Origin of the sequence: Methylosinus sp. LW4 (genome assembly GCF_000379125.1) — a bacterium.
Classification (GTDB): Bacteria; Pseudomonadota; Alphaproteobacteria; order Rhizobiales; family Beijerinckiaceae; genus Methylosinus.
The window spans coordinates 2,554,649-2,577,091 of the sequence record NZ_KB900626.1; the positions used below are offsets into that span (position 1 = coordinate 2,554,649).

General features: G+C 64.6%; 33 protein-coding genes. 4 read left to right on the plus strand and 29 right to left on the minus strand.

Annotated features, from left to right (window positions below; all coding sequences use genetic code 11):
- Positions 1 to 6: 6 nt before the first annotated feature.
- Positions 7 to 975, plus strand: coding sequence for a beta-ribofuranosylaminobenzene 5'-phosphate synthase family protein (locus tag METLW4_RS0112805; RefSeq protein ID WP_018266613.1), 969 nt, complete (start codon positions 7 to 9; stop codon positions 973 to 975).
- 3 nt (positions 976 to 978) lie between these two features.
- On the opposite strand, the gene METLW4_RS0112810 is transcribed toward METLW4_RS0112805, so the two are convergent.
- Positions 979 to 1,728 carry a haloacid dehalogenase type II gene (locus METLW4_RS0112810; protein ID WP_018266614.1) on the minus strand — a complete coding sequence of 250 codons (750 nt, stop codon included), beginning with the start codon at positions 1,726 to 1,728 and terminating at the stop codon, positions 979 to 981.
- Positions 1,729 to 1,999: 271 nt separating this feature from the next.
- Between METLW4_RS0112810 and METLW4_RS0112820 the strand changes: the two genes are divergently transcribed.
- Complete coding sequence (locus tag METLW4_RS0112820) at positions 2,000 to 2,701, plus strand: acid phosphatase (protein ID WP_018266616.1); 702 nt, start codon at positions 2,000 to 2,002, stop codon at positions 2,699 to 2,701.
- Positions 2,702 to 2,753: 52 nt separating this feature from the next.
- On the opposite strand, the gene METLW4_RS0112825 is transcribed toward METLW4_RS0112820, so the two are convergent.
- Positions 2,754 to 3,044, minus strand: coding sequence for a hypothetical protein (locus METLW4_RS0112825; RefSeq protein ID WP_018266617.1), 291 nt, complete (start codon positions 3,042 to 3,044; stop codon positions 2,754 to 2,756).
- A 116-nt stretch (positions 3,045 to 3,160) separates the two neighbouring features.
- Here METLW4_RS0112825 and METLW4_RS0112830 point away from each other — a divergent pair, with 116 nt between their 5' ends.
- Positions 3,161 to 4,462 carry a metallophosphoesterase family protein gene (locus METLW4_RS0112830; protein WP_018266618.1) on the plus strand — a complete coding sequence of 434 codons (1,302 nt, stop codon included), beginning with the start codon at positions 3,161 to 3,163 and terminating at the stop codon, positions 4,460 to 4,462.
- 58 nt (positions 4,463 to 4,520) lie between these two features.
- Here METLW4_RS0112830 and METLW4_RS0112835 read toward each other — a convergent pair whose 3' ends face one another.
- The 27 genes from METLW4_RS0112835 to rpsL form a co-directional block, all read right to left on the minus strand.
- Positions 4,521 to 5,102 (minus strand): adenylate kinase, encoded by a 582-nt coding sequence (locus METLW4_RS0112835; RefSeq protein ID WP_018266619.1) that lies wholly within the window; start codon positions 5,100 to 5,102, stop codon positions 4,521 to 4,523.
- A complete protein-coding gene (gene secY, locus METLW4_RS0112840; protein WP_018266620.1) occupies positions 5,099 to 6,433 on the minus strand; it encodes a preprotein translocase subunit SecY in 1,335 nt (444 codons plus the stop codon). The genes METLW4_RS0112835 and secY overlap by 4 nt, the downstream gene beginning before the upstream one ends.
- A gap of 313 nt (positions 6,434 to 6,746) precedes the next feature.
- Positions 6,747 to 7,229 (minus strand): 50S ribosomal protein L15, encoded by a 483-nt coding sequence (gene rplO / locus METLW4_RS0112845; protein ID WP_026191476.1) that lies wholly within the window; start codon positions 7,227 to 7,229, stop codon positions 6,747 to 6,749.
- Positions 7,230 to 7,243: 14 nt separating this feature from the next.
- Positions 7,244 to 7,432, minus strand: a complete 189-nt coding sequence (rpmD, locus tag METLW4_RS0112850; protein WP_018266622.1) for a 50S ribosomal protein L30 — start codon at positions 7,430 to 7,432, stop codon at positions 7,244 to 7,246.
- 14 nt (positions 7,433 to 7,446) lie between these two features.
- The gene (gene rpsE, locus METLW4_RS0112855) at positions 7,447 to 8,019 is read right to left on the minus strand and encodes a 30S ribosomal protein S5 (protein WP_018266623.1); all 573 of its coding nucleotides are present in this window, start codon (positions 8,017 to 8,019) and stop codon (positions 7,447 to 7,449) included.
- Positions 8,020 to 8,207: 188 nt separating this feature from the next.
- The gene (gene rplR, locus METLW4_RS0112860) at positions 8,208 to 8,570 is read right to left on the minus strand and encodes a 50S ribosomal protein L18 (protein WP_018266624.1); all 363 of its coding nucleotides are present in this window, start codon (positions 8,568 to 8,570) and stop codon (positions 8,208 to 8,210) included.
- A gap of 11 nt (positions 8,571 to 8,581) precedes the next feature.
- Positions 8,582 to 9,115, minus strand: a complete 534-nt coding sequence (gene rplF / locus METLW4_RS0112865; RefSeq protein ID WP_018266625.1) for a 50S ribosomal protein L6 — start codon at positions 9,113 to 9,115, stop codon at positions 8,582 to 8,584.
- Positions 9,116 to 9,150: 35 nt separating this feature from the next.
- On the minus strand, positions 9,151 to 9,549 hold the full coding sequence (gene rpsH / locus METLW4_RS0112870) for a 30S ribosomal protein S8 (RefSeq protein ID WP_018266626.1): 399 nt from the start codon (positions 9,547 to 9,549) through the stop codon (positions 9,151 to 9,153).
- A 12-nt stretch (positions 9,550 to 9,561) separates the two neighbouring features.
- Positions 9,562 to 9,867, minus strand: a complete 306-nt coding sequence (gene rpsN, locus METLW4_RS0112875; RefSeq protein ID WP_018266627.1) for a 30S ribosomal protein S14 — start codon at positions 9,865 to 9,867, stop codon at positions 9,562 to 9,564.
- A 39-nt stretch (positions 9,868 to 9,906) separates the two neighbouring features.
- Positions 9,907 to 10,602, minus strand: a complete 696-nt coding sequence (gene rplE, locus METLW4_RS0112880) for a 50S ribosomal protein L5 (RefSeq protein ID WP_018266628.1) — start codon at positions 10,600 to 10,602, stop codon at positions 9,907 to 9,909.
- The gene (rplX, locus tag METLW4_RS0112885) at positions 10,595 to 10,912 is read right to left on the minus strand and encodes a 50S ribosomal protein L24 (protein WP_018266629.1); all 318 of its coding nucleotides are present in this window, start codon (positions 10,910 to 10,912) and stop codon (positions 10,595 to 10,597) included. Before rplX ends, rplE begins: the two co-directional genes overlap by 8 nt.
- A complete protein-coding gene (gene rplN / locus METLW4_RS0112890) occupies positions 10,912 to 11,280 on the minus strand; it encodes a 50S ribosomal protein L14 (protein WP_018266630.1) in 369 nt (122 codons plus the stop codon). Before rplN ends, rplX begins: the two co-directional genes overlap by 1 nt.
- Before the next feature lie 92 nt (positions 11,281 to 11,372).
- On the minus strand, positions 11,373 to 11,615 hold the full coding sequence (gene rpsQ, locus METLW4_RS0112895) for a 30S ribosomal protein S17 (protein WP_018266631.1): 243 nt from the start codon (positions 11,613 to 11,615) through the stop codon (positions 11,373 to 11,375).
- A gap of 10 nt (positions 11,616 to 11,625) precedes the next feature.
- Positions 11,626 to 11,841, minus strand: coding sequence for a 50S ribosomal protein L29 (rpmC, locus tag METLW4_RS0112900; protein WP_018266632.1), 216 nt, complete (start codon positions 11,839 to 11,841; stop codon positions 11,626 to 11,628).
- Between the two features lie 11 nt (positions 11,842 to 11,852).
- A complete protein-coding gene (rplP, locus tag METLW4_RS0112905; protein ID WP_018266633.1) occupies positions 11,853 to 12,266 on the minus strand; it encodes a 50S ribosomal protein L16 in 414 nt (137 codons plus the stop codon).
- A gap of 18 nt (positions 12,267 to 12,284) precedes the next feature.
- Positions 12,285 to 13,028 carry a 30S ribosomal protein S3 gene (rpsC, locus tag METLW4_RS0112910; protein WP_018266634.1) on the minus strand — a complete coding sequence of 248 codons (744 nt, stop codon included), beginning with the start codon at positions 13,026 to 13,028 and terminating at the stop codon, positions 12,285 to 12,287.
- 12 nt (positions 13,029 to 13,040) lie between these two features.
- Complete coding sequence (gene rplV / locus METLW4_RS0112915) at positions 13,041 to 13,427, minus strand: 50S ribosomal protein L22 (RefSeq protein ID WP_018266635.1); 387 nt, start codon at positions 13,425 to 13,427, stop codon at positions 13,041 to 13,043.
- 5 nt (positions 13,428 to 13,432) lie between these two features.
- Positions 13,433 to 13,711 carry a 30S ribosomal protein S19 gene (gene rpsS, locus METLW4_RS0112920; RefSeq protein ID WP_018266636.1) on the minus strand — a complete coding sequence of 93 codons (279 nt, stop codon included), beginning with the start codon at positions 13,709 to 13,711 and terminating at the stop codon, positions 13,433 to 13,435.
- Between the two features lie 3 nt (positions 13,712 to 13,714).
- A complete protein-coding gene (rplB, locus tag METLW4_RS0112925) occupies positions 13,715 to 14,554 on the minus strand; it encodes a 50S ribosomal protein L2 (protein WP_018266637.1) in 840 nt (279 codons plus the stop codon).
- A gap of 22 nt (positions 14,555 to 14,576) precedes the next feature.
- On the minus strand, positions 14,577 to 14,873 hold the full coding sequence (locus tag METLW4_RS0112930) for a 50S ribosomal protein L23 (RefSeq protein ID WP_018266638.1): 297 nt from the start codon (positions 14,871 to 14,873) through the stop codon (positions 14,577 to 14,579).
- Positions 14,870 to 15,490, minus strand: a complete 621-nt coding sequence (gene rplD, locus METLW4_RS0112935) for a 50S ribosomal protein L4 (protein ID WP_026191477.1) — start codon at positions 15,488 to 15,490, stop codon at positions 14,870 to 14,872. The genes METLW4_RS0112930 and rplD overlap by 4 nt, the downstream gene beginning before the upstream one ends.
- A gap of 6 nt (positions 15,491 to 15,496) precedes the next feature.
- Positions 15,497 to 16,210 (minus strand): 50S ribosomal protein L3, encoded by a 714-nt coding sequence (gene rplC, locus METLW4_RS0112940; protein WP_026191478.1) that lies wholly within the window; start codon positions 16,208 to 16,210, stop codon positions 15,497 to 15,499.
- A gap of 59 nt (positions 16,211 to 16,269) precedes the next feature.
- Complete coding sequence (rpsJ, locus tag METLW4_RS0112945; protein WP_003613511.1) at positions 16,270 to 16,578, minus strand: 30S ribosomal protein S10; 309 nt, start codon at positions 16,576 to 16,578, stop codon at positions 16,270 to 16,272.
- A 111-nt stretch (positions 16,579 to 16,689) separates the two neighbouring features.
- Positions 16,690 to 17,880, minus strand: coding sequence for an elongation factor Tu (gene tuf, locus METLW4_RS0112950; protein WP_018265311.1), 1,191 nt, complete (start codon positions 17,878 to 17,880; stop codon positions 16,690 to 16,692).
- A gap of 42 nt (positions 17,881 to 17,922) precedes the next feature.
- A complete protein-coding gene (fusA, locus tag METLW4_RS0112955; protein ID WP_018266641.1) occupies positions 17,923 to 19,998 on the minus strand; it encodes an elongation factor G in 2,076 nt (691 codons plus the stop codon).
- 35 nt (positions 19,999 to 20,033) lie between these two features.
- Positions 20,034 to 20,504 carry a 30S ribosomal protein S7 gene (gene rpsG, locus METLW4_RS0112960; RefSeq protein WP_018266642.1) on the minus strand — a complete coding sequence of 157 codons (471 nt, stop codon included), beginning with the start codon at positions 20,502 to 20,504 and terminating at the stop codon, positions 20,034 to 20,036.
- Between the two features lie 12 nt (positions 20,505 to 20,516).
- On the minus strand, positions 20,517 to 20,888 hold the full coding sequence (gene rpsL, locus METLW4_RS0112965) for a 30S ribosomal protein S12 (protein WP_003610013.1): 372 nt from the start codon (positions 20,886 to 20,888) through the stop codon (positions 20,517 to 20,519).
- A 489-nt stretch (positions 20,889 to 21,377) separates the two neighbouring features.
- Here rpsL and METLW4_RS0112970 point away from each other — a divergent pair, with 489 nt between their 5' ends.
- Positions 21,378 to 22,421, plus strand: coding sequence for an HpcH/HpaI aldolase/citrate lyase family protein (locus METLW4_RS0112970; RefSeq protein WP_018266643.1), 1,044 nt, complete (start codon positions 21,378 to 21,380; stop codon positions 22,419 to 22,421).
- Positions 22,422 to 22,443 lie beyond the last annotated feature (22 nt).

Sequence of the window (22,443 nt, forward strand, 5' to 3'; positions counted from 1 at the left end):
GGCTCCATGCCGATCAGCGTGAGCGTTGTCGCCGCGGCGAGACTGCATCTCGGCTTCCTGGACATGAATGGCGCGCTCGGCCGCAAATTCGGCGGGCTCGGCCTCTCCATTGACGCGCCGGCGACGCGACTGACGCTGCAGCCTGCTGAAAATATGGAGGCTTCCGGCCCCGATGCGGAGCGGGCGCTCGCACTGCTCGAGAAGGCGACCGCCGCTCTCGCGCCCGGCAAGCGCTATCGGCTCGATATTGGCGAGGCGATCCCTCCCCATTCCGGCCTCGGCTCGGGCACGCAGCTGGCGCTGGCCATAGCGGCCGCGCTGCGCCGCATAGAGGATCTGCCACAGAATGTGGAGGCGGATGCGGCTCTGCTGCAACGCGGCGCGCGGTCGGGCCTCGGCGCTGGGCTGTTCACGCGCGGGGGGCTGGTGGTGGACGGCGGCCGCGGCGCCGACACGATGACTCCGCCGGTGGTCTCTCGTCTCGCCTTCCCGCAGGATTGGCGCATTCTGCTCGTCTCGGACCCGGCCTCGATCGGCCTGCACGGCGCCGAGGAGCGCAAGGCCTTCGCCGAGCTGCCGCCATTCTCGGAGGAGGACGCGGGACGATTGTGCCGGCTGGTGCTGATGCAGGCTCTGCCGGCGGCGGCGGAGGCGGATTTTTCGGCGTTTGGCGCCGCGATCACCGCCATTCAGGCGATCGTCGGGGACTATTTTGCGCCAGCGCAGGGCGGTCGGCGCTTTACCAGCGCGGCGGTCGAAGCTCTGCTCGCGCGTTTGGCGCAGGCGGGCGCCACGGGTCTCGGCCAGACCTCCTGGGGGCCGACCGGCTTCGCCTTCGCGCCCGATGAGGCGGAGGCGCGCCGCCTCGAGGCTTTGGCGCGCGGCGCGGCCGAGGCCAGCGGATTGACGCTGGCCGTCGTCGCAGGGGCGGATCGCGGCGCGCGCATAGACGCCGTCTATGCGAAGATCGCCTGACGCTCACGAGCGGCCGAGAACCAGCTCCAGCAGCGCTTTCATATCCGGGGCGACGACATCCGGCGTGACGCCGAGCTTTTCCGCCGGCAGGCCGAAACGGTTGACCCAAATGGTCGGATAGCCGAAAGCCTTGGCTCCGTAGGCGTCCCAGCTGCCGAAAGCGGCGAAGAGAATCTCCTCCTTGGCGAGATGCAGCCGCTCCATCCCCAGCGCATAGGCCTTGGGATCGGGCTTGTAGGTCGCATTGACCTCCGTGCTCAGCAATTCGTCGAAATAGCCTGTGAGGCCGGCGTGCTCCGCATTGGCCGACAGCATTTTTCCGCTGAAATTCGCGATCGTGATGACGCGCACGCCAGCGGCCTTCAGCCGGCGCAAAGCGTCCAGCGTGTCCGGCCAGGGAGCGAGCGTCAGATAGGCATTCATGAGGCGCTCGCGTGTCGCCGGGGGCAGATCTAGCTTCATTGCCTGCGCCGCATAGGCGAGCGCATCGCCCGTCACCTCGAAAAAATCCGCATGGCGGCCTGTGATCGAGCGCAGAAAGCAATATTCGAACTGCTTGGCGCGCCAGAGGTTGGTGAATTCCACGCCCTTGCCCGGATAGGCCGCCTCGACCGCCGGGATCACCGAATTGGCGTCGAAGAGCACGAAATAGTCGAAGGCGACCGCCTTGTAGCGCGGCGGCGTCTCGGCGCGAGCGAGCCCCGCGAAGGCGAGGCAGAACAGCGAAAGTAGGAGGAATCTGAGCAATTTCATGAAGCGTTCTCCACCGCGCCGAACTCCTGCGGCGCATGAGGGACATTCGTGATGGACCCGTCTCGCATTTCGTCCGGCGCCAAAAAATCGCGGGCGCCCTGCCGAAGCGCGAGATCGGCCCGGGCCGGCGCATCGCCAAGAGCGCAGAGAGGATCGAAGCCGTCATCGCACGGACAAGAAATATCGGGTAGAAAGCCGTACGCCGAGCGCGCGGCCGGGCGGCCCGGGGACTGCGCGCGATCGAAAATGACGGCCGCCGGGATCAGCCCATATGAAGAAGACCGCCGCGTTCCTTTCGGTTCTCGCTCTGCTCTGCGCGCCCGCAGCCGCGCGCGAGGGCTTTGTGACGCCAGAGCAGAGCCATCCGCTCGAGATTCTCGCGACCCCGCCCGCTCCGCATTCCCCGACGAGCGACGCCGAGCTCGCCGAGCTGCATCGCATCGAGGCTGCGCGCACCGCGGAGCAGGCCGCGCGCGCCAAGGCCGACGATGAAAATCAGACGATCTTCCTCTATCGCACCGTCTTCGGCGAGAAATTCAGCAAGGAGAATCTGCCGGCTGTCGAGGCTCTCGGCGCCCGGCTGAAGGCCGACGAATCCGCCAATACCGGCGCCGCCAAGGACGCCTTCCATCGCATCCGGCCTTACAATGTCGACAAGACATTGCACCCCGTCTGCAAGACCAAGGCGAAGGACGATTCCTATCCGAGCGGCCATACGACGGTCGGATATCTCATGGGCTTGGCGCTGATCGACATCGTCCCCGAGCGTCGCGACGAAATTCTCGCGCGGGCCGACGACTACGCCCATAATCGGCTCGTCTGCGGCGTGCATTTCCCGAGCGATGTCGCTGCGGCGCGTCTCGTCGCCTATGCGGTGCATGCGATCATGGAGCTCGATCCCGCCTATCGCAAGGACATAGACGCCGCACGGGCGGAGCTGCGCAGCGCGCTGGGTCTCGCCCGCGCCAATTGACGGCTCAAATAAAAGCGGACGCGAAGCTCTGTGCTCCGCGTCCCCCGCAATCTCAGTAATTGTAATAGGCGACGCAGACGCGATTGCCGTAATAATCCCAGCCCCAGCGGGCGCACTGCTGCGGCGGGGCGGTCGCCGCGCCGACAACGGCGCCGGTCGCGGCGCCAATCGCGGCGCCCGCGAGCGTGCCGCCCGCGCGGCCGCCCGAAGCCGCGGCGCCGATGGCCGCTCCGCCCGCGCCGCCGATGAGGGCGCCGCCCGCCGCGCGCTCGCCGGGCGTGTTGCAGCCTGCGAGCGACGCGGCAATGGCCAGCGCCGCCGCCGTCACGAAAATCTTCTTCATGGAGTATCCTTCCCCCGTGTGAGCCCATGCGAGGCGCCCGGCCAGCGCCGATTTCGTCTCACGACGCGATATCGAAGCGGCCGAGCCCGAGACAACTTTCGGAAACCGGCGAAAAGATGACCTCGACCAAGGCAACGCCCTATAAATCCCACGCTTTCGACCCGAATGAAAGAGCAGAGCGTCTCCCCGCGGCCGCTGTGGGCATGCTCGCGCTCGCAGCGCTGTCCTTCACCGCCCCCGCGAGGGCGGGGGACGCCTACCAATGGCTGCAGGCGAGCGCCGACGGCTGGCAGGCGCGCGCCATAACGCAGAGCGACGCCTGCCCCGCGGCCGAGATCGACGGTCGCGCCGTCGCCATGGCGCTGCGCGCGCGGCCGGGAGCCGATTTCCCGATCACCGTCTGCGCGGTCGCGGTTCCGAAAGGAACGCAGAGCGTCACGGTCGCGGGCGCGCCGCTGCGGCCGCCGCCGACGCGAATCGAAAAGGCGCTCGTCCTCGGCGATACGGGCTGCCGCCTCAAAGGCATATTCGTCCAGGATTGCAATTCCAGCGAGGCCTGGCCCTTTCGCCGAATCGTCGAGACCGCCGCGAAATTCGCGCCGGACATTGTGATCCATGTCGGCGATTATCATTATCGCGAGACGGCGTGCCTTCCCGGCATGGCGGGCTGCGCCGGCTCGCCGCATGGCGACAATTGGGAGGCGTGGAAGGCGGATTTCTTCGCGCCCGGCGACCCTCTGCTGCGCGCCGCCCCCTTGGCGCTCGTGCGCGGCAATCACGAGATCTGCAAGCGCGCCGGCCAGGGCTGGACGCGCGCGCTCTCGCCCTCGCCATTGGGCGAGACTCCGCAATGCGTCGAGCGCGAGCAGGCCTATCGAGTCGATATCGCCGATCCGACCCTCTATGTTCTCGACACGACCGAAGCCGAAGAACGCACCGTGGACACAGAGCTGCTGCCTTTCTTGCGCAGCCAGCTCGCTGTCGCGAAGGATGCGCCCGGCCCGGTCTGGTATGCGTTCCACAAGCCGATTTTCTCGTTGTTTCGATCGCGGATCGGCGAGACGATCGGCATCAATGAAACGCTGGCCGCCGCCGCCCATGACACTATTCCGGCGAGCGTGCAGGCGATCCTGTCGGGTCATCTCCACGCCTTCGAGGCTCTGAGCTTTCGGGAGGATCGGCCGGCGCAATTCATCGTCGGCGTCGGCGGCACCGCCATGGACCCGCGCATACCGGCGAATTTCGACGGCGCGACGATCGGCGAGGCGACGGTCGCGCTAGGCCGCGGCGTCGCCGCCACTTTCGGCTTCGCGACATTCGAGCGCGGCGACGGCGAATGGATCGTCACCGATTATGACGCGGAGGCGCGACCGCGCCTGCGCTGCCATTTGCGCGGACGCCAGCTCGATTGCGAATGAGGAATTCCGCGCCTTCCGCTGAGCGGCTCGACCGCGAGGCGGAAGGCGCTGGGAACGATCAGCGCTTCAACGCCTGCTCGATCGCCGCGCTCACGACGTCGACCGGCTCCATGCCGTCGACCTGCTTCAGCTCGCCCTTGCCGGAATAATAGTCGGACACTGGCGCCGTTTGCGTGCGATAGGCGTCGAGCCTGGTCTTGAAGGCCGAAGGATTGTCGTCCGCGCGCACCTCGCCGCCACGGGCGCGGGTCTCGTCGACCCGATTCTGCATGCGGGCGAGCAGCGCATTCTCGTCGACGCTGAGCTCAATGACCGCATCGAGCTTCAGCCCCTCGCGGTCGAGCAGCCGGTCGAGCGCCTCGGCCTGCGCCACCGTGCGCGGGAAACCATCGAGAATGAAGCCATTGGCGGCGTCCTTCTCCTTGATCCGCTGGCCGATGATGCCGACGACGACAGCGTCGGGCACCAGCGCGCCACGATCCATGATTTCCTTCGCCTCGAGGCCGATCGGCGTCCTCGCCTCGACAGCGGCGCGCAGCATGTCGCCGGTCGAGAGCTGAGGGATCGCATATTTCGCCACGAGCCGAGCCGATTGCGTGCCCTTGCCCGCGCCCGGCGGTCCGAGCAGAACCAGCCTCATTTGCGTCGCCCGCGCAGTTTGGTCTTGCGGATCAGGCCCTCATATTGATGAGCCTGGAGATGGCCGTGAACCTGCGCCACCGTGTCCATCGTCACGCTCACGACGATGAGCAGCGAGGTGCCGCCGAAATAGAACGGCAGATTGGCGTAGGAGATCAGCATTTCCGGCAGCAGGCAGATCACCGCGAGATAGCCGGCGCCGAGAACGGTGATGCGCATCAGCACATCGTCGATGTATTTCGCCGTCCGCTCGCCCGGGCGAATGCCCGGGATGAAGCCGCCATGCTTCTTCAGATTGTCGGCCGTCTCCGTCGGATTGAAGACGATGGCCGTGTAGAAGAAGGCGAAGAACACGATCAGCCCGACGTAGGACAACATATACAGCGGCCGTCCGTGCCCGAAATAGGCGGAGATGGTCGCGAAAATATTGTCCGTGCCCTGCGTCTGCGAGAAATTCGCGATCGTCGTCGGCAGCAGAAGCAGCGAGGAGGCGAAGATCGGCGGAATGACGCCGGAGGTGTTGAGCTTCAGCGGCAGGAAGGAGGTCTGCCCCTCATAGACGCGATTGCCGTGCTGCCGCTTGGGATAGGTGATCAGCAATCGGCGCTGCGCGCGCTCCATATACACGATGAAGGCGATGACGAAGAAGGACATCGCCATCACGCCGAGGATGACGCCGGTCGAGATCGCGCCCTGCTTGCCGAGCTCCAGCGTGCTGAGAATGGCCGCCGGAAAGGCTGCGACAATGCCCGCGAAAATGATGAGCGACGAGCCATTGCCGATGCCGCGCGAGGTGATCTGCTCGCCGAGCCACATCAGGAACATGGTGCCGCCGACCAGAGTGCAGACGGTCGTGAGGCGGAAGAACAGGCCGGGCTCGGTGACGACGCCCTGCTGCCCCTCGAGGCCGATCGCCATGCCATAGGCCTGGAAGGTCGCGAGAATCACCGTGAGATAGCGCGTGTATTGATTGAGGACCTTGCGGCCCTGCTCGCCCTCCTTCTTCACCTGCTCGAGCGAGGGAATCACCGTCGTCAGCAGCTGAATGATGATGGAGGCGGAAATATAGGGCATGATGTTGAGCGCGAAGATCGCGCTGCGCTGCACCGCGCCGCCGGCGAACATGTTGAACAGCTCGAGCACGCCCTTCGACTGGCCGAAGAAGCTCTTCGCGAAGGCCTCCGGGTCGATGCCCGGCAACGGCACATAAGTGCCGAGACGATAGACGATCAGCGCCCCGAGCGTGAACCAGATGCGTTTTTTGAGCTCATCCGCTTTGCCGAAAGCGGAAAAATTGACGTTGGCCGCAAGCTGTTCGGCTGCCGATGCCATGGGCGAGGCTCCCTCGTCGCGCGCCGCGCGGTTTCTTTTAGACGAGCGTCGAAGCGACGCAGCGCTGCTCGCCGCGACGCCGCGCTCTGTTTTCGGCCCTGCCCATTCGAGGGGCAAGACCCGGCGCATGTCTATCGCACGATGTCGGCGAAAAAAAAGTCTAGCCTCTTCTCGCCGGCTCGCACAGGCGACTCCGTATCACGACGGATGGGCGGATCGCCAGTTTTTTGGTCGATACGATTAACCTCGAGGCGGCGAAAGTGCGCCGCCTCGAGCTTGCGCCAGCCTACGCGTCGCGGGCCGGGCGGAGGCTTCAGGCCGAAGCGGGCTCTTCCGTCGCGACCAGCAGCTTGATCGTGCCGCCAGCGGCCTCGATCGCGGCGACCGCCGATTTCGACGCGGCGGCGACCTCGAAGGCGAGCTTCGCCTCGAGCTTGCCATTGCCGAGGATCTTCACGCCGTCGCGCGGCTTGGAGACCACGCCGGCGGCGATCAGCGCCTCGATCGTCACGGGAGCGGCCACGTCGAGCTTGCCCGCCTCGAGCGCCTGCTGAATGCGGCCGAGATTGACCTCATTATAGTCGGTCGAGAAAGGATTGTAGAAGCCGCGCTTGGGAAGGCGACGATGCAGCGGCATCTGGCCGCCCTCGAAGCCTTTCACAGCGACGCCGGTGCGGGCCTTCTGACCCTTGACGCCGCGCCCTGCGGTCTTGCCCTTGCCGGAGCCGATGCCGCGGCCGACGCGCATGCGATTCTTGCTGGAGCCGGGATTGTCGGAGAGATCGTTGAGCTTCACCATTGTCCCGCCCCTCACTTCTCGTCGACGATTTTGACGAGATGCGCGACTTTCGCGATCATCCCGCGCACAGCGGGCGTGTCCTCGAGCGTGCGACGCTTGCCGATGCGCGTGAGGCCGAGACCGGTCAGCGTTCTGTGCTGACGCTCGGGACGGCCAATGGCGCTGCCGGTCTGCTCGACGGTGATTTTCTTATCGCTCATCGCAAGCCCTCCCCTCAAGCGTCGACGGCTTCGGCTTCGGCGCCCTGACGGCGCGCCTGCAGCGCGGAGACCTTGAGAGAACGACGAGCGGCGACCGAACGCGGCGAATCCTCGCGCTCGAGCGCGTCGAACGTCGCGCGAATCATGTTGTAGGGGTTCGAGGAGCCCTGGCTCTTGGCCACGACGTCGTGAACGCCCAGCGTCTCGAACACGGCGCGCATCGGGCCGCCGGCGATGATGCCGGTCCCGGGAGGCGCGGCGCGCAGAACGACTCGGCCCGCGCCATGGCGGCCGTTGACGTCGTGATGCAGCGTGCGGCCTTCGCGCAGCGGCACGCGGATCAGCGCGCGCTTGGCGGCTTCCGTCGCCTTGCGGATCGCCTCCGGCACTTCGCGCGCCTTGCCGTGGCCATAGCCCACGCGGCCTTTCTGATCGCCGACGACGACGAGCGCGGCGAAGCCGAAACGCCGACCGCCCTTCACCACTTTGGCGACGCGATTGATGTGGACGAGGCGATCCACGAACTCATTGTCGCGGTCGTCCCGATCCCGGTCGCGGCCGCGGCCGCCTTCTGGTTCACGAGCCATTTTCTCTTCCGTCACTTACGCGGCAATAGCGCCGCTCGCTTGGGGTTCGTTCCTCTCCCGCATACAGGAGAGGGGCCTCGCGACGCAAGGTCGGCGACGGCCTTTCGGCCATCGCCCCGCCAAGCTCCGCCGGCCCGAATTCGCCGCGCCGTCGCGCGACATCTTCTCCCACTTATGGGAGAAGAGCGTCAGAACTGCAGGCCGCCCTCGCGAGCGCCCTCGGCCAGCGCCTGCACGCGGCCGTGATAGATATAGGCGCCGCGATCGAACACCACTTCCGTGATGCCCTTGGCCGCCGCGCGCTCGGCGATCTGCTTGCCGACGAGATGCGCCGCTTCCTTGTTGGCGCCCGTCTTCAGCGTCTCGCGATTGGCCTTTTCGAGCGTCGAGGCGGAGACGATGGTCACGCCCTTCTCGTCGTCGATGATCTGCGCATAGATCTGCTCCGAGGAGCGGAACACCGACAGACGCGGGCGGCCATAGGCGCGCGCGCGAATGCTCCGACGGACCCGGGCCTTGCGCCGGGCGGCTGCATTTACGTCCTTTGCCATGGCTCGCGTCCTTACTTCTTCTTGCCTTCCTTGCGGAAGATGAATTCGCCGGCGTATTTCACGCCCTTGCCCTTATAGGGCTCCGGGCCGCGCAACGCGCGAATCTCGGCGGCGACCTGACCGACCTGGCGCTTGTCCACGCCGGAGATGGTGATCTCCGTGGGCTTGGGCGTCACGATCGCTATGCCGGCCGGGATCGGATAGTTCACGTCGTGCGAATAGCCGAGCGCGAGCTGCAGATTCTTGCCGGCGACCGCGGCGCGGTAACCGACGCCGTTGATCTCGAGCTTCTTCTCGAAGCCGGCGGTGACGCCGACCACGAGATTGTTCACCTGGGCGCGCGACGTGCCCCACAGCGCGCGGGCGCGCTTGCTGTTGGAACGCGGGTCGACCTTGATCGAATTGCCGTCCTGAGTCACCGCGACATCGTCGGGAACCCGGAACTGCAGCTCGCCCTTCGCGCCCTTCACCTGAACGAGCTGGCCGTCGACCTTCGCGGTCACGCCGGCCGGCACGATGATGGGCTTCTTGCCGATACGAGACATGGTTGAAGTCCTATCCCAATTCCTGCGAGCTTCGGTCAGAAGACCTTGGCAAGCACCTCGCCGCCGACATTGTTCTCGCGGGCCTTGTGATCGGCCATGACGCCCTTGGGCGTCGACACGATGGTGATGCCGAGGCCATTGGCCACACGCGGCGTCTTGTCGACGCCCGCATAGACCCGGCGGCCTGGACGCGAAACGCGCTCGATCGTCTTGATGACCGGCTCGCCGTCGAAATATTTCAGCTCGATCTCGAACTCGGTGCGGCCATTGCCGAAATCCGTGGTCGTGTAGCCGCGGATGTAGCCTTCTTCCTTCAGCACGTCGAGAACATGGCCGCGCAGGCGGGAGCCCGGCGTCTGGACCTTGTCCTTGCGGCGCATCTGCGCATTGCGGATACGGGTGAGCAGATCGCCCAACGGATCGCTGATCGACATTCGCTCTCTCCCTTACCAGCTGGACTTCACGAGACCGGGAATGAGGCCGCGCGAGCCGAGCTCACGCAGCGCCACGCGCGACAGCTTCAGCTTGCGGTAGAAAGCGCGCGGACGTCCCGAAACCTCGCAGCGATTGCGAATGCGAATCGCCGCGGAATTGCGCGGCAGCTCGGCGAGCTTGAGACGCGCCTCGAACCGCTCCTCGGCGGTCAGCGCCTCGTCATTCGCCTTCGCCTTCAGCCGCTCGCGGCGGCCCGCATAGGCCTTGGCGAGCTTCGCCCTGCGCTTGTTGTTCTCGATCGAACTCTTCTTGGCCATTTTCTATGCCTTCGGTTTCCGCGTTTGAGACTTACCGTCTCACTGCCGGAACGGGAAATTGAACGCGCGCAGGAGCGCGCGCGCCTCGTCGTCCGTCTTCGCCGTCGTCACGACGATGACGTCCATGCCGAGGATCGACTCGGCCTTGTCATAGTCGATCTCGGGAAACACGATATGCTCCTTGATGCCGAGGGCGTAGGAGCCGCGTCCGTCGAAGGACTTGGGATTGAGGCCGCGGAAATCGCGAACGCGCGGCAGCGCGATCGTGATCAGACGGTCCAGAAACTCATACATGCGCGTCTTGCGCAGCGTGACCTTGGCGCCGATCGGCATGTTCTCGCGCACCTTGAAGGTCGAGATCGCCTTGCGAGCGCGCGTCACCACCGGCTTCTGGCCCGCGATCAGCGCGAGGTCGCCGGCCGCGGCCGTCACCTTCTTGCTGTCGTTGACCGCCTCGCCGACGCCCATGTTCAGCACGATTTTCTCGATCGCCGGCACCTCGAAAGCGTTCTTATAGCCGAACTCTTCCATGAGCTTGGCGCGAACGACTTCGTCATAGTGCTTCTTCAGCCGCACCTCATAGGCACCCTCGGGAAGCGACTTCGGGCCGGCCGAACGGCGCTCGCCATCATCATGCGAAGAAGAATCGGGCGCGGATTTCGCCTTGCCGGCCTTCTTGGCCTCGCCTTCCGCCTTCGGAGCCTTGGCGGCTTTCGGCTTCTTTTCCTCAGCCATCGATCTGTTCTCCCGAACGCTTGGCGATGCGGACCTTGCGGCCGTCATCGAGAGTCTTGAAACCGACGCGCGTCGGCTTGCCGTCCTTGGGATCGGCGATCGCGATGTTGGACAGGTCGAGCGCCGCCGCCTTGGTGACGATCCCCGCCTCCTGCTGGCGCGTCTGGCGCTGGTGGCGCTTGACGAGATTGACGCCCTCGACCACGGCGCGACCTTCCGTCGGCAGCACCTGAATCACCTGACCCGTGCGGCCCTTGTCGCGACCGGCGAGAACGACGACCTTGTCGCCTTTCTTGATTTTCGCGGCCATTACAGCACCTCCGGCGCGAGCGAAATGATCTTCATATGGTTCTTGGCGCGCAGCTCGCGCGGCACGGGTCCGAAGATGCGCGTGCCGATCGGCTCCTTCTGATTGTTGATCAGAACCGCCGCATTGGAATCGAAGCGGATCACCGAGCCGTCGGCGCGCTTGATGTCCTTGGCCGTGCGCACCACGACCGCCTTGAGCACGTCGCCCTTCTTCACGCGACCGCGCGGAATCGCCTCTTTGATCGAGACGACGATAATGTCGCCGACGCCGGCGTATTTGCGCTTGGAGCCGCCCAGCACCTTGATGCACATGACGCGGCGGGCGCCAGAATTATCGGCGACATCGAGATTTGTCTGCATCTGTATCATGGCTTATCCCGCCTTTCGTCTCGGTCTGGTTTCGGTCCCCCGACTTCGTCCGAGAAAACCATCTCACTCGTCTCGTCTTTTTGAAGGCCTCATCAGGCCTTGTCGGCGGCTTCCACCACTCGCCAGCGCTTCAGCCGCGAGATCGGAGCCGTCTCCTCGATCGTGACCTCGTCGCCGACCTTGAAGGTCTGCGCTTCGTCATGCGCATGATAATTTTTCGTGCGACGAACGGTCTTCTTGAACAGCGGATGGGTGAAGCGGCGCTCCACCTTCACCACCACTGTCTTGTTCTGCTTGTCGCTGACGACGACGCCCTGGAGAATTCGCTTCGGCATTGGCGCTCTCTCAACTCTGTTGTTCAGCGCGCTTCTGCGCGGCGATGGATTTGGCGCGGGCGATGTCGCGACGAACGACGCGCACGCGCGCCGTGTTCTCGAGCTGGCCGGTCGCCCGCTGGAAGCGCAGATTGAACTGCTCTTTCTTCAGCTTCAGCACTTCCTCGTCCAGCTGGTCGAAGGAGAGGGCGCGGAGGTCGGAGACGCGTTGCTTGTTCGTGCTCATGGTCGCAATCCTCACTCGGCGATGCGTTCGATGAAGCGCGTCTTGATCGGCAGCTTCGCGGCGGCGAGCGTCAGAGCCTCACGCGCGAGCTCGCCGGACACGCCGTCGACCTCGAACATGATGCGGCCCGGCGCCACGCGCACGGCCCAGAGCTCCGGCGCGCCCTTGCCCTTACCCATGCGCACTTCGGTCGGCTTTTTGGAAACCGGCACGTCGGGGAAGATGCGGATCCACACGCGTCCGGCGCGCTTCATATGGCGCGTCATGGCGCGGCGAGCCGCCTCGATCTGGCGCGCGGTGATGCGCTCCGGCTCGAGAGCCTTGAGGCCGAACTGCCCGAAATTCAACGAAAAGCCGCCCTTGGCGTTTCCGTGAATGCGGCCTTTGAAGGCCTTGCGGAACCTGGTGCGTTTGGGTTGCAACATGATGTCGAACTCTCGAAATTAGGCCGCGTCGCGCGGCTCGCGCGGCTCGCGACGGCGACGCTCGCCATGATGTTCGCGCTCACCGCCGCCGGCGGCCTGCTCGGCCAGACGCTTGTCCTGCGCCATCGGATCATGCTCGAGGATCTCGCCCTTGAAGATCCAGACCTTGATGCCGCAAGCGCCATAAGCGGTATGAGCGGTGGCGACGCCATAGTCGACGTCGGCGCGCAGCGTATGCAGCGGCACGCGGCCCTCGCGATACCATTCCAGACGCGCGATCTCCGCGCCGCCGAGACGGCCCGAGCAATTGATGCGGATGCCCTGCGCCCCGAGCCGGATCGCCGACTGCACGGCGCGCTTCATGGCGCGACGGAAGGCGACGCGGCGCTCGAGCTGCTGAGCGATCGAATCGGCGACCAGAGCGGCCTCGACCTCGGGCTTGCGCACCTCGACGATGTTGATCACGACCTCGCTGCCGGTCAGCTTGCCGACCAGCTTGCGGATCTTGTCGATATCGGCGCCCTTCTTGCCGATGACGACGCCCGGACGCGCCGAATGAATCGTCACGCGGCACTTCTTGTGCGGACGCTCGATGATGATGCGAGACACCGCAGCCTGCTTGAGATTCTTGGCCACCGCAGCGCGAATGGCGAGATCTTCGTGCAGGAGCTTGGCGTATTCGCCCTTGCTCGCGAACCAACGCGAGTCCCAGGTGCGGTTGACGCCGAGGCGCAGCCCGATCGGATTGACCTTCTGACCCATCGTTGGCTCCCTTTAGGCTTTCGCCGGCGTTTCGACTTCGCGGACGATGATCGTCAGATTCGCGAAGGGCTTCTCGATGCGGCTCGAGCGGCCACGGGCGCGCGCCGCGAAGCGCCGCATCACCAGCGACTTGCCGACAAAGGCCTGCGCGACGATCAGATCGTCCACGTCGAGACCGTGATTGTTCTCGGCGTTGGCGATGGCGCTCTCCAAGGTCTTCTTGACCTCGTGAGCGATGCGCTTGCGCGAGAATTCGAGATCGGCGAGAGCGCGATCCACCTTCTTGCCGCGGATGAGCTGAGCGAGAAGATTGAGCTTCTGCGGGGAGACGCGCAGCGTGTTGGCGACGGCTTTCGCCTCATTGTCGGCCAGCGCGCGCGGATTGCTCGGCTTGGACATGTTCGTCAGCCCCTCTTCGACTTCTTGTCCGCCGCATGACCATGAAAGGTCCGCGTCGGAGAGAATTCGCCGAACTTGTGCCCGATCATGTCTTCGCTGACCGACACGGGCACATGCTTGTGGCCATTGTGCACGCCGAAGGTGAGACCCACGAACTGCGGCAGAATGGTGGAGCGACGGCTCCAAATCTTGATGATGTCGCTACGTCCCGAGGCGCGGGCGGTCTCCGCCTTTTTCAGCAGATAGCCGTCGACGAACGGGCCTTTCCAGATAGAGCGAGCCATGGATCAGCCCTTCTTCTTCTTGGCGTGCCGCGAGGACACGATGAATTTCTCGGTCTTCTTGTTCGTGCGGGTCTTTTTGCCCTTGGTCGGCTTGCCCCAGGGCGTGACCGGGTGACGGCCGCCGGAGGTGCGGCCTTCGCCGCCGCCGTGCGGATGGTCGACCGGGTTCATGGTGACGCCGCGGTTATGCGGGCGACGGCCGAGCCAGCGCGAACGACCCGCCTTGCCGAGCGAGATGTTCATATGGTCCGGGTTCGACACCGCGCCGATGGTCGCGAAGCATTGGCCGTGCACGAGGCGCTGCTCGCCCGAGTTCAGGCGAATGATCACATAGCCCTGATCGCGGCCGACGATCTGCGCATAATTGCCCGCCGAGCGCGCGATCGCGCCGCCTTTGCCGATCTTGATCTCGACATTGTGGACGATCGTGCCGACCGGAATATTGCCGATCGGCATGGCGTTGCCGGGCTTCACATCGACCTGAGCGCCCGAGATCACCTCGTCGCCGACCGAAAGACGCTGCGGCGCGAGAATGTAGGACAGCTCGTCATCCGCATAACGGATGAGCGCGATGAAGGCGGTGCGGTTCGGATCATATTCGATCCGCTCCACCTTGCCGACGACATCGAGCTTGCGGCGCTTGAAGTCGACGAGGCGATAGGCCTGCTTGTGGCCGCCGCCGCGGAAGCGCACGGTCACGCGACCATTGTTGTTGCGGCCGCCCTTGGACGTCTTGCCCTCGGTGAGGGTCTTGACGGGCTTGCCCTTGTAGAGATCGCTGCGGTCGACGATGACGAGCTGACGAAGGCTCGGCGTGACCGGCTTGAATGTCTTCAGCGCCATGGTTTTGTCCTCGAGCCTGCCTTTAGAGTCCCGTCGTCACGTCGATCTTATGGCCTTCGGCCAGCGTGACGATCGCCTTCTTCACATCCGACTGGCGGCCGCGCACGCCCTTGAAGGCGCGCAGCTTGCCCTTGCGCAGCAGCGTGTTGACGGCCTCGACCTTCACATCGAAAAGCCCCTCCACGGCCGCCTTGATCTGCGGCTTGGTGGCGGTCTTGGCGACATTGAAGACCACTTTGTTCTGCTCGGAAGCGATCGTCGCCTTCTCGGTGATGACCGGGGAGACGATCACGTCGTAGTGGCGCACATCCTTGCTCATTTCAGGCGCGCCTCCAGCGCATCGATCGCCGCGCGGGTCAGCACCAGCTTCTCCCGGCGCAGAATGTCATAGACATTGACGCCCTGGACCGGCAGCACGTCGATCCGCGGCAGATTGCGCGCAGCCAGCGCGAAATTGGCCTGCGGCTCCGCGCCATCGATGATGAGCGCGCTGGAAAGCCCGGTCTTGTCGAAACCGGCCTTGAGCAGCTTGGTCTTCGGCTCGGTGAGCGAGGCGCTCTCCCAGACGATGATGGCGCCGTCCTTGGCCTTGGCCGAGAGCGCGTGCTTCAGAGCGAGAACGCGCACCTTCTTGGGAAGGTCGTGCTCATGGCTGCGCACCACCGGACCGAAGGCGCGACCGCCGCCGATGAACTGCGGCGCGCGCCGCGATCCATGACGAGCGCCGCCCGTGCCCTTCTGCTTATGCAGCTTCTTGCCCGTGCGGGCGACGTCGGCGCGGTTCTTCACCGCATGCGTGCCGGCGCGCCGCTTGGCGAGCTGCCAGCGGATCATGCGGAAAATGAGATCCTGGCGCGGCTCGAGCCCGAAAATCTCATCCGCCAGCTCGATCGAGCCGGCATCCTGGCCGTCGTACGACGTGACGCTGATCTGCACCACGGCTCAGTCCTCCTTCTTGTCTTCTTGCGCGGCGGGAGCTTCCGCCAGACGATATTTGCCGGGCTGCGGCGCCTCGGCCGGCAGCGCCCGCTTCACCGCGTCGCGCACAAAAATCCAGCCGCCGGCATGTCCGGGCACGGAGCCCTCGACCAGCAGCAGGCCGCGCTCGACGTCGGTCTGCACGACACGCAGATTCTGCGTGGTCACGCGGTCGACGCCCATATGCCCGGCCATTTTCTTGTTCTTGAAGGTCTTGCCGGGGTCCTGACGGCCGCCGGTCGAACCATGCGAGCGATGCGAGATCGACACGCCGTGAGTAGCGCGCAGACCGCCGAAGTTCCAGCGCTTCATCGCGCCGGCGAAGCCCTTGCCGATCGTCGTGCCGGTCACGTCGACGAACTGGCCGACGACGAAATGATCGGCCGTGATCTCGGCGCCGACGGGAAGCAGCTCCGTCTCCTCGACGCGAAACTCGGCGAGCTTCAGCTTCGGCTCGACCTTGGCGATGGCGAAACGGCCGCGCTCCGCCTTGGAGACGTTCTTCACCTTGGCGTGGCCGATGCCGAGCTGCACGGCGGTATAGCCGTTCTGCTCCTTGGTCCGATGGGCGACGACTTGGCAGCCGTCGAGCTTCAGCACCGTGACCGGCACATGCTCGCCCGCTTCGGTGAAGACGCGGGTCATTCCGACCTTTTGCGCGATGACGCCAGACCGCATGATCTCTTCCTTCGAAAGGCGCATCGCTCTCGTCGCGAGAGGCGCCCGGTTCATTTTTATTAGAGCTTGATTTCGACGTCGACGCCGGCGGCGAGATCGAGCTTCATCAGCGCGTCCACCGTTTGCGGGGTCGGATCGACGATATCGAGCACGCGCTTGTGAGTCCTGATCTCGAACTGCTCACGCGATTTCTTGTCGATGTGCGGCGAGCGGTTCACCGTGAACTTCTCGATCTTGGTCGGCAGCGGGATCGGACCACGCACCTGAGCGCCCGTGCGCTTGGCGGTGGAGACGATCTCTTTCGTCGACGTATCGAGAATCCGGTGATCGAACGCCTTGAGGCGAATCCGGATATTCTGTCCGTTCATCAGCGTCTTCCTCTTGGACCGCGAGCCGCGGCGCGCTCTGGGCCGCGAGCCGTGAAGGCTCGCAGGCCGTTTCTACGAATGCGAGGCGCGACGCCCCGCGGTCCAAATTCCTTATTCGATGATCGAAGCGACGACGCCGGCGCCGACGGTGCGGCCGCCTTCGCGGATGGCGAAGCGCAGCTTCTCCTCCATGGCGATCGGAACGATGAGGTTCACCTCCATCGCCACATTGTCGCCCGGCATCACCATCTCCACGCCCTCGGGGAGCGTCACGATGCCGGTCACGTCCGTCGTGCGGAAGTAGAACTGCGGACGATAGTTGGTGAAGAACGGCGTATGACGGCCGCCCTCTTCCTTCGTCAGAATATAGGCTTCCGCCTTGAACTTGGTGTGCGGCTTCACAGAGCCCGGCTTCGACAGAACCTGGCCGCGCTCCACGTCCTCGCGCTTGGTGCCGCGCAGCAACGCGCCGATATTGTCGCCCGCCTCGCCCTGATCGAGCAGCTTGCGGAACATTTCCACGCCGGTCACGGTCGTCTTCACCGTCGGGCGAATGCCGACGATCTCGACTTCCTCGCCGACCTTGACGATGCCGCGCTCCACGCGGCCCGTCACCACCGTGCCGCGGCCGGAAATCGAGAACACGTCCTCGACCGGCATCAGGAAGGGCTGATCCTTCGGGCGCTCCGGCTGCGGGATATATTCGTCGACCGTCTGCATCAGCTTCAGGATCGCGTCATGACCGATCTCGGGCGTCTTATTCTCGAGCGCCGCCAGGGCCGAGCCCTTGGTGATCGGAATATCGTCGCCGGGGAACTCGTATTTCGACAGAAGCTCGCGAACCTCGAGCTCGACGAGCTCGAGCAGCTCGGGATCGTCGACCATGTCGACCTTGTTCAGGAACACGACCAGCGCCGGCACGCCGACCTGACGGGCGAGCAGGATGTGCTCACGGGTCTGCGGCATCGGGCCATCGGCGGCGGAGACGACGAGGATGGCGCCGTCCATCTGCGCGGCGCCGGTGATCATGTTCTTCACATAATCGGCGTGGCCGGGGCAGTCGACGTGGGCGTAGTGACGATTGGCGGTCTCATACTCGACATGCGCCGTCGAGATGGTGATGCCGCGCGCGCGCTCTTCCGGGGCCTTGTCGATCTGGTCATAGGCCGTGAAGGTCGCGCCGCCCGTCTCGGCCAGAACCTTGGTGATCGCCGCCGTCAGCGACGTCTTGCCATGGTCCACGTGACCGATCGTGCCGATGTTGCAATGCGGCTTCGTGCGTGAGAATTTTTCCTTGGCCATGGCCACACTCCTTTAGAGACTGATTCCGCGACGTCGAGACGATCAGGCGTATTTCGCCTGAACCTTCTTCGATTCCGCCTCGGGGACCTGGTCGTAGTGGTCGAATTGCATCGTGTAGTTCGCGCGTCCCTGGGTGAAGGAACGCAGCTGATTGACATAGCCGAACATGTTGGCGAGCGGCACCATCGCATCGACGACGACCGCATTGCCGCGCATGTCCTGACCTTGGATCTGCCCGCGCCGCGAGTTGATGTCGCCGATGACCGAGCCCGTATATTCCTCGGGCGTCACCACCTCGACCTTCATGATCGGCTCGAGCAGCACCGAGCCGCCCTTCTGCAGCGCGTCGCGGAACGCGGCGCGCGAAGCGATTTCGAAGGCGAGCACCGACGAGTCGACGTCGTGGAAGCCGCCGTCGATCAGCGTCGCCTTGACATCGACGACAGGGAAGCCCGCGAGAATGCCGGACCCCATCACGCTGTTGATGCCCTTCTCGACGCCGGGGATATATTCCTTCGGCACCGAGCCGCCGACGATCTTCGACTCGAAGACATTGCCGGCGCCGGGCTCGTTCGGCTCGAAAATAATGATGACGCGGGCGAACTGGCCGGTGCCGCCGGTCTGCTTCTTATGCGTGTAGTCGATCTCGACGCGCTTCGTCAGGCGCTCGCGATAGGCGACCTGCGGCGCGCCGATATTGGCATCGACCTTATAGGTGCGCTTCAGAATATCGACCTTGATGTCGAGATGCAGCTCGCCCATTCCCTTCAGAATGGTCTGGCCGCTCTCCTGATCGGTCGAGACGCGGAAGGACGGATCCTCGGCGGCGAGCTTCTGGAGCGCGATGCCGAGCTTCTCCTGATCGGCCTTGGACTTCGGCTCGATGGCGATCTCGATGACCGGCTCCGGGAACTCCATGCGCTCCAGAATCGCGGGCTTCAGAGTATCGCAGAGCGTGTCGCCGGTGCGTGTCTCCTTGAGGCCGGCGAGAGCGACGATGTCGCCCGCATAGGCCTCCTTGATGTCCTCGCGGTTATTGGCGTGCATCAGCAGCATGCGGCCGACGCGCTCTTTCTTGTCCTTGGTCGAGTTGAGCACGGTGGTGCCCGATTCGATCTTGCCGGAATAGACGCGGCAGAAGGTGATGGTGCCGACGAAGGGATCGTCCATGATCTTGAAGGCGAGCATGGAGAAAGGCTCGCTGTCGGACGGATTGCGCACCAGCTCGTCGCCGGTGTTCATGTCCACACCCTTGATCGCCTCGCGATCGACGGGCGACGGCAGATAATCGACGACCGCGTCGAGCAGCGGCTGCACACCCTTGTTCTTGAAGGCCGAGCCGCAGAACACCGGATGGAAGGCAGTATAACGCACGGCCTTGCGGACGAGGCGCTTCAGCGTCTCCTCGCTCGGCTCCTGGCCGTCGAGATAGGCGGCCATGGCGTCGTCGTCGAGCTCGACCGCCGCTTCGATCAGCGTGGTGCGATACTCTTTCGCCTTCTCCAGCAGGTCAGCCGGAATCTCTTCGTCGTGATATTTCGCGCCGAGACCCTCGTCGTCCCAGACCACCGCCTTCATGCGGACGAGATCGACAATGCCCTTGAACAGATTCTCGGAGCCGATCGGCAGCTGCAGGCAGACCGGCTTGCCGCCGACCTTGGTGACGATATCGTCGACGCAGCGATAGAAATCGGCGCCGATCTTGTCCATCTTATTGACGAAGACGACGCGCGGAACCGCATATTTGTCGGCCTGACGCCACACGGTCTCCGTCTGCGGCTCGACGCCCTGATTGCCGTCGAGAACGCAGACGGCGCCGTCGAGCACGCGCAGCGAACGCTCCACCTCGATGGTGAAGTCGACGTGGCCGGGCGTGTCGATGATGTTCAGGCGCTTGCCGTTCCAGAAGGTCGTCGTCGCGGCGGACGTGATCGTGATGCCGCGCTCCTGCTCCTGCTCCATCCAATCCATCGTCGCGGCGCCTTCATGCACCTCGCCGATCTTATGGCTCTTGCCGGAGTAGTACAGAATACGCTCGGTCGTCGTCGTCTTGCCCGCGTCGATGTGGGCCATGATGCCGAAGTTGCGATAGTCTTCGATGGGATGGCTACGGGGCATTTGAGATGTCCTCGATCAGAGGGCGACGAAAAGGGTTACCAGCGATAGTGCGAGAAGGCGCGGTTCGCTTCCGCCATGCGGTGCGTGTCCTCGCGCTTCTTCACCGCATTGCCGCGGTTGTTGGAGGCGTCGAGCAGCTCCGCCGAAAGACGATCGACCATCGTCTTGTCGTTGCGGGCGCGCGCCGCCGTGATGATCCAGCGGATCGCCAGCGCCTGACGGCGCTCGTTGCGGACCTCGACCGGCACCTGATAGGTGGCGCCGCCGACGCGCCGCGAGCGAACCTCGATCGCCGGCGCGACATTCTCGAGCGCCGACTTGAACACCTGCAGAGGATCGCTCTTGGCCTTGGCCTCGATGATGTCGAAGGCTCCATAGACGATCGCCTCGGCGACCGACTTCTTGCCGTCGTACATGATCGAGTTCATGAACTTGGTGACGACGGAATCGCCGAACTTGGCGTCCTCGATGATTTCCCGCTTCTCGGCGCGATGGCGACGCGACATCTGTCTCGCTCCTTACTTCGGACGCTTCGCGCCGTATTTCGAACGGCGCTGCTTGCGGTCCTTGACGCCCTGCGTGTCGAGCACGCCGCGCAGAATGTGATAGCGCACGCCGGGAAGATCCTTCACGCGGCCGCCGCGGATCATGACCACCGAGTGCTCCTGGAGGTTATGACCCTCGCCCGGAATGTAGCCGATGACCTCGAAGCCATTGGTCAGGCGCACCTTGGCGACCTTGCGGAGAGCCGAGTTCGGCTTCTTCGGCGTCGTCGTATAGACGCGCGTGCAGACGCCGCGCTTCTGGGGGCAGGCCCCGAGATGGCGGGACTTCTCGCGGTAGGTCTTCGGTTGCCGCGGCTTGCGGATCAACTGGCTGATCGTCGGCATTCCAGTTCCTTCGCTCCAGATCAGACGCACGATTTGCGCGCCCGGCGAATTGGCGAATAATCGAATACCCCGCCCACGTTCGCTAGAACGCAAGCGAGCTGAGCGCCCTCGGCCCTCCGGCCCAAGGCGCTCCTCATGCAGAGGACCCCGTTTCCGGGGTCGTGCCTTCCTGGAGGACGCTCGCGCGCCCCATGATTACCAACTGCTTGGCAGTCTCAGGTGAGGCCGACAGCGTATAAGTTCGAAGGGTCGCGAGCGCGGCGCTTGCGACGACGTGAACTTACTGCCTGTCGAAAGTGGGCGGAACCTAATGGCGCGTTACCGCCGCGTCAAGCGCAGATTGTGTCATGTAGAAGAAAATTAGCAGTTCGCGAAAATCGAGGCGAAAGCCTCGCCTTAGAGAGGACGGAAGCGCAGGCGCGCCCTATTCCCTCCGCGGAAAAGACCGGCTATCGCTGCGGCCACTCCCTTACGAGAAAGAGCCGCACGATGAAACTCCCCAATCAATTCTACCGCCCGCTCGCCATTGGCGCGCCGGCGCCCTTGCGCGAGCTTCCGGTCAAGGTCGAGCGGATGATCCATTTCGTGCCGCCGCATTTGGAGAAGCTGCGCGCCAAGGTGCCGGAGCTCGTCCGTCAGGTGGATGTGGTGCTCGGCAATCTCGAGGACGCCATTCCGGCGGACGCCAAGGAAGCCGCGCGCAAGGGCTTCATCGAGATGGCCAAATCCACGGATTTCGGCTCCACCGGCCTGTGGACGCGCATCAATTCGCTGAACTCGCCCTGGATTCTCGACGATCTGATCGAGATCGTCGCCGCGGTCGGCAATAAGCTCGACGTGGTGATGCTGCCCAAGGTCGAGGGGCCCTGGGACATTCATTATCTCGACCAGCTGCTCGCGCAGCTCGAGGCCCGCAATGGCGTTACCAAGCCCATTCTCATTCACGCCATTCTGGAGACGGCCGAGGGCGTGAAGAATGTGGACGCCATCGCCGCGGCGAGCCCGCGCATGCATGGCATCAGCCTCGGCCCGGCCGATCTCGCCGCCTCGCGGGCGATGAAGACGACGCGCGTCGGCGGCGGCCATCCCGATTATCGCGTGCTGGCGGACGCCGATCCGGGCCAGGGCCTGCGCCCCTCCTATCAGCAGGATTTGTGGCATTACACCATCGCCAAGATGGTCGACGCCTGCGCCTCGGCGGGAATCAAGGCGTTTTACGGTCCCTTCGGCGATTTCTCCGATTCGCCGGCCTGCGAATCGCAGTTCCGCAACGCCTTCCTGCTCGGCTGCGCGGGCGCCTGGTCGCTGCATCCGACGCAGATCGCCATCGCCAAGCGCGTCTTCTCGCCCGATCCGGCGGAAGTGGCCTTCGCCCGCCGCGTGCTGGAGGCGATGCCGGACGGCACCGGCGCGGTGATGATCGACGGCCGCATGCAGGACGACGCCACCTGGAAGCAGTGCAAGGTCGTCGTCGATCTCGCCCGTCAGGTCGCCGCCAATGATCCCGATTATGCGGCGATCTACGGCTTCTGAGCCCTGCGCGCGGGTGGTCCGC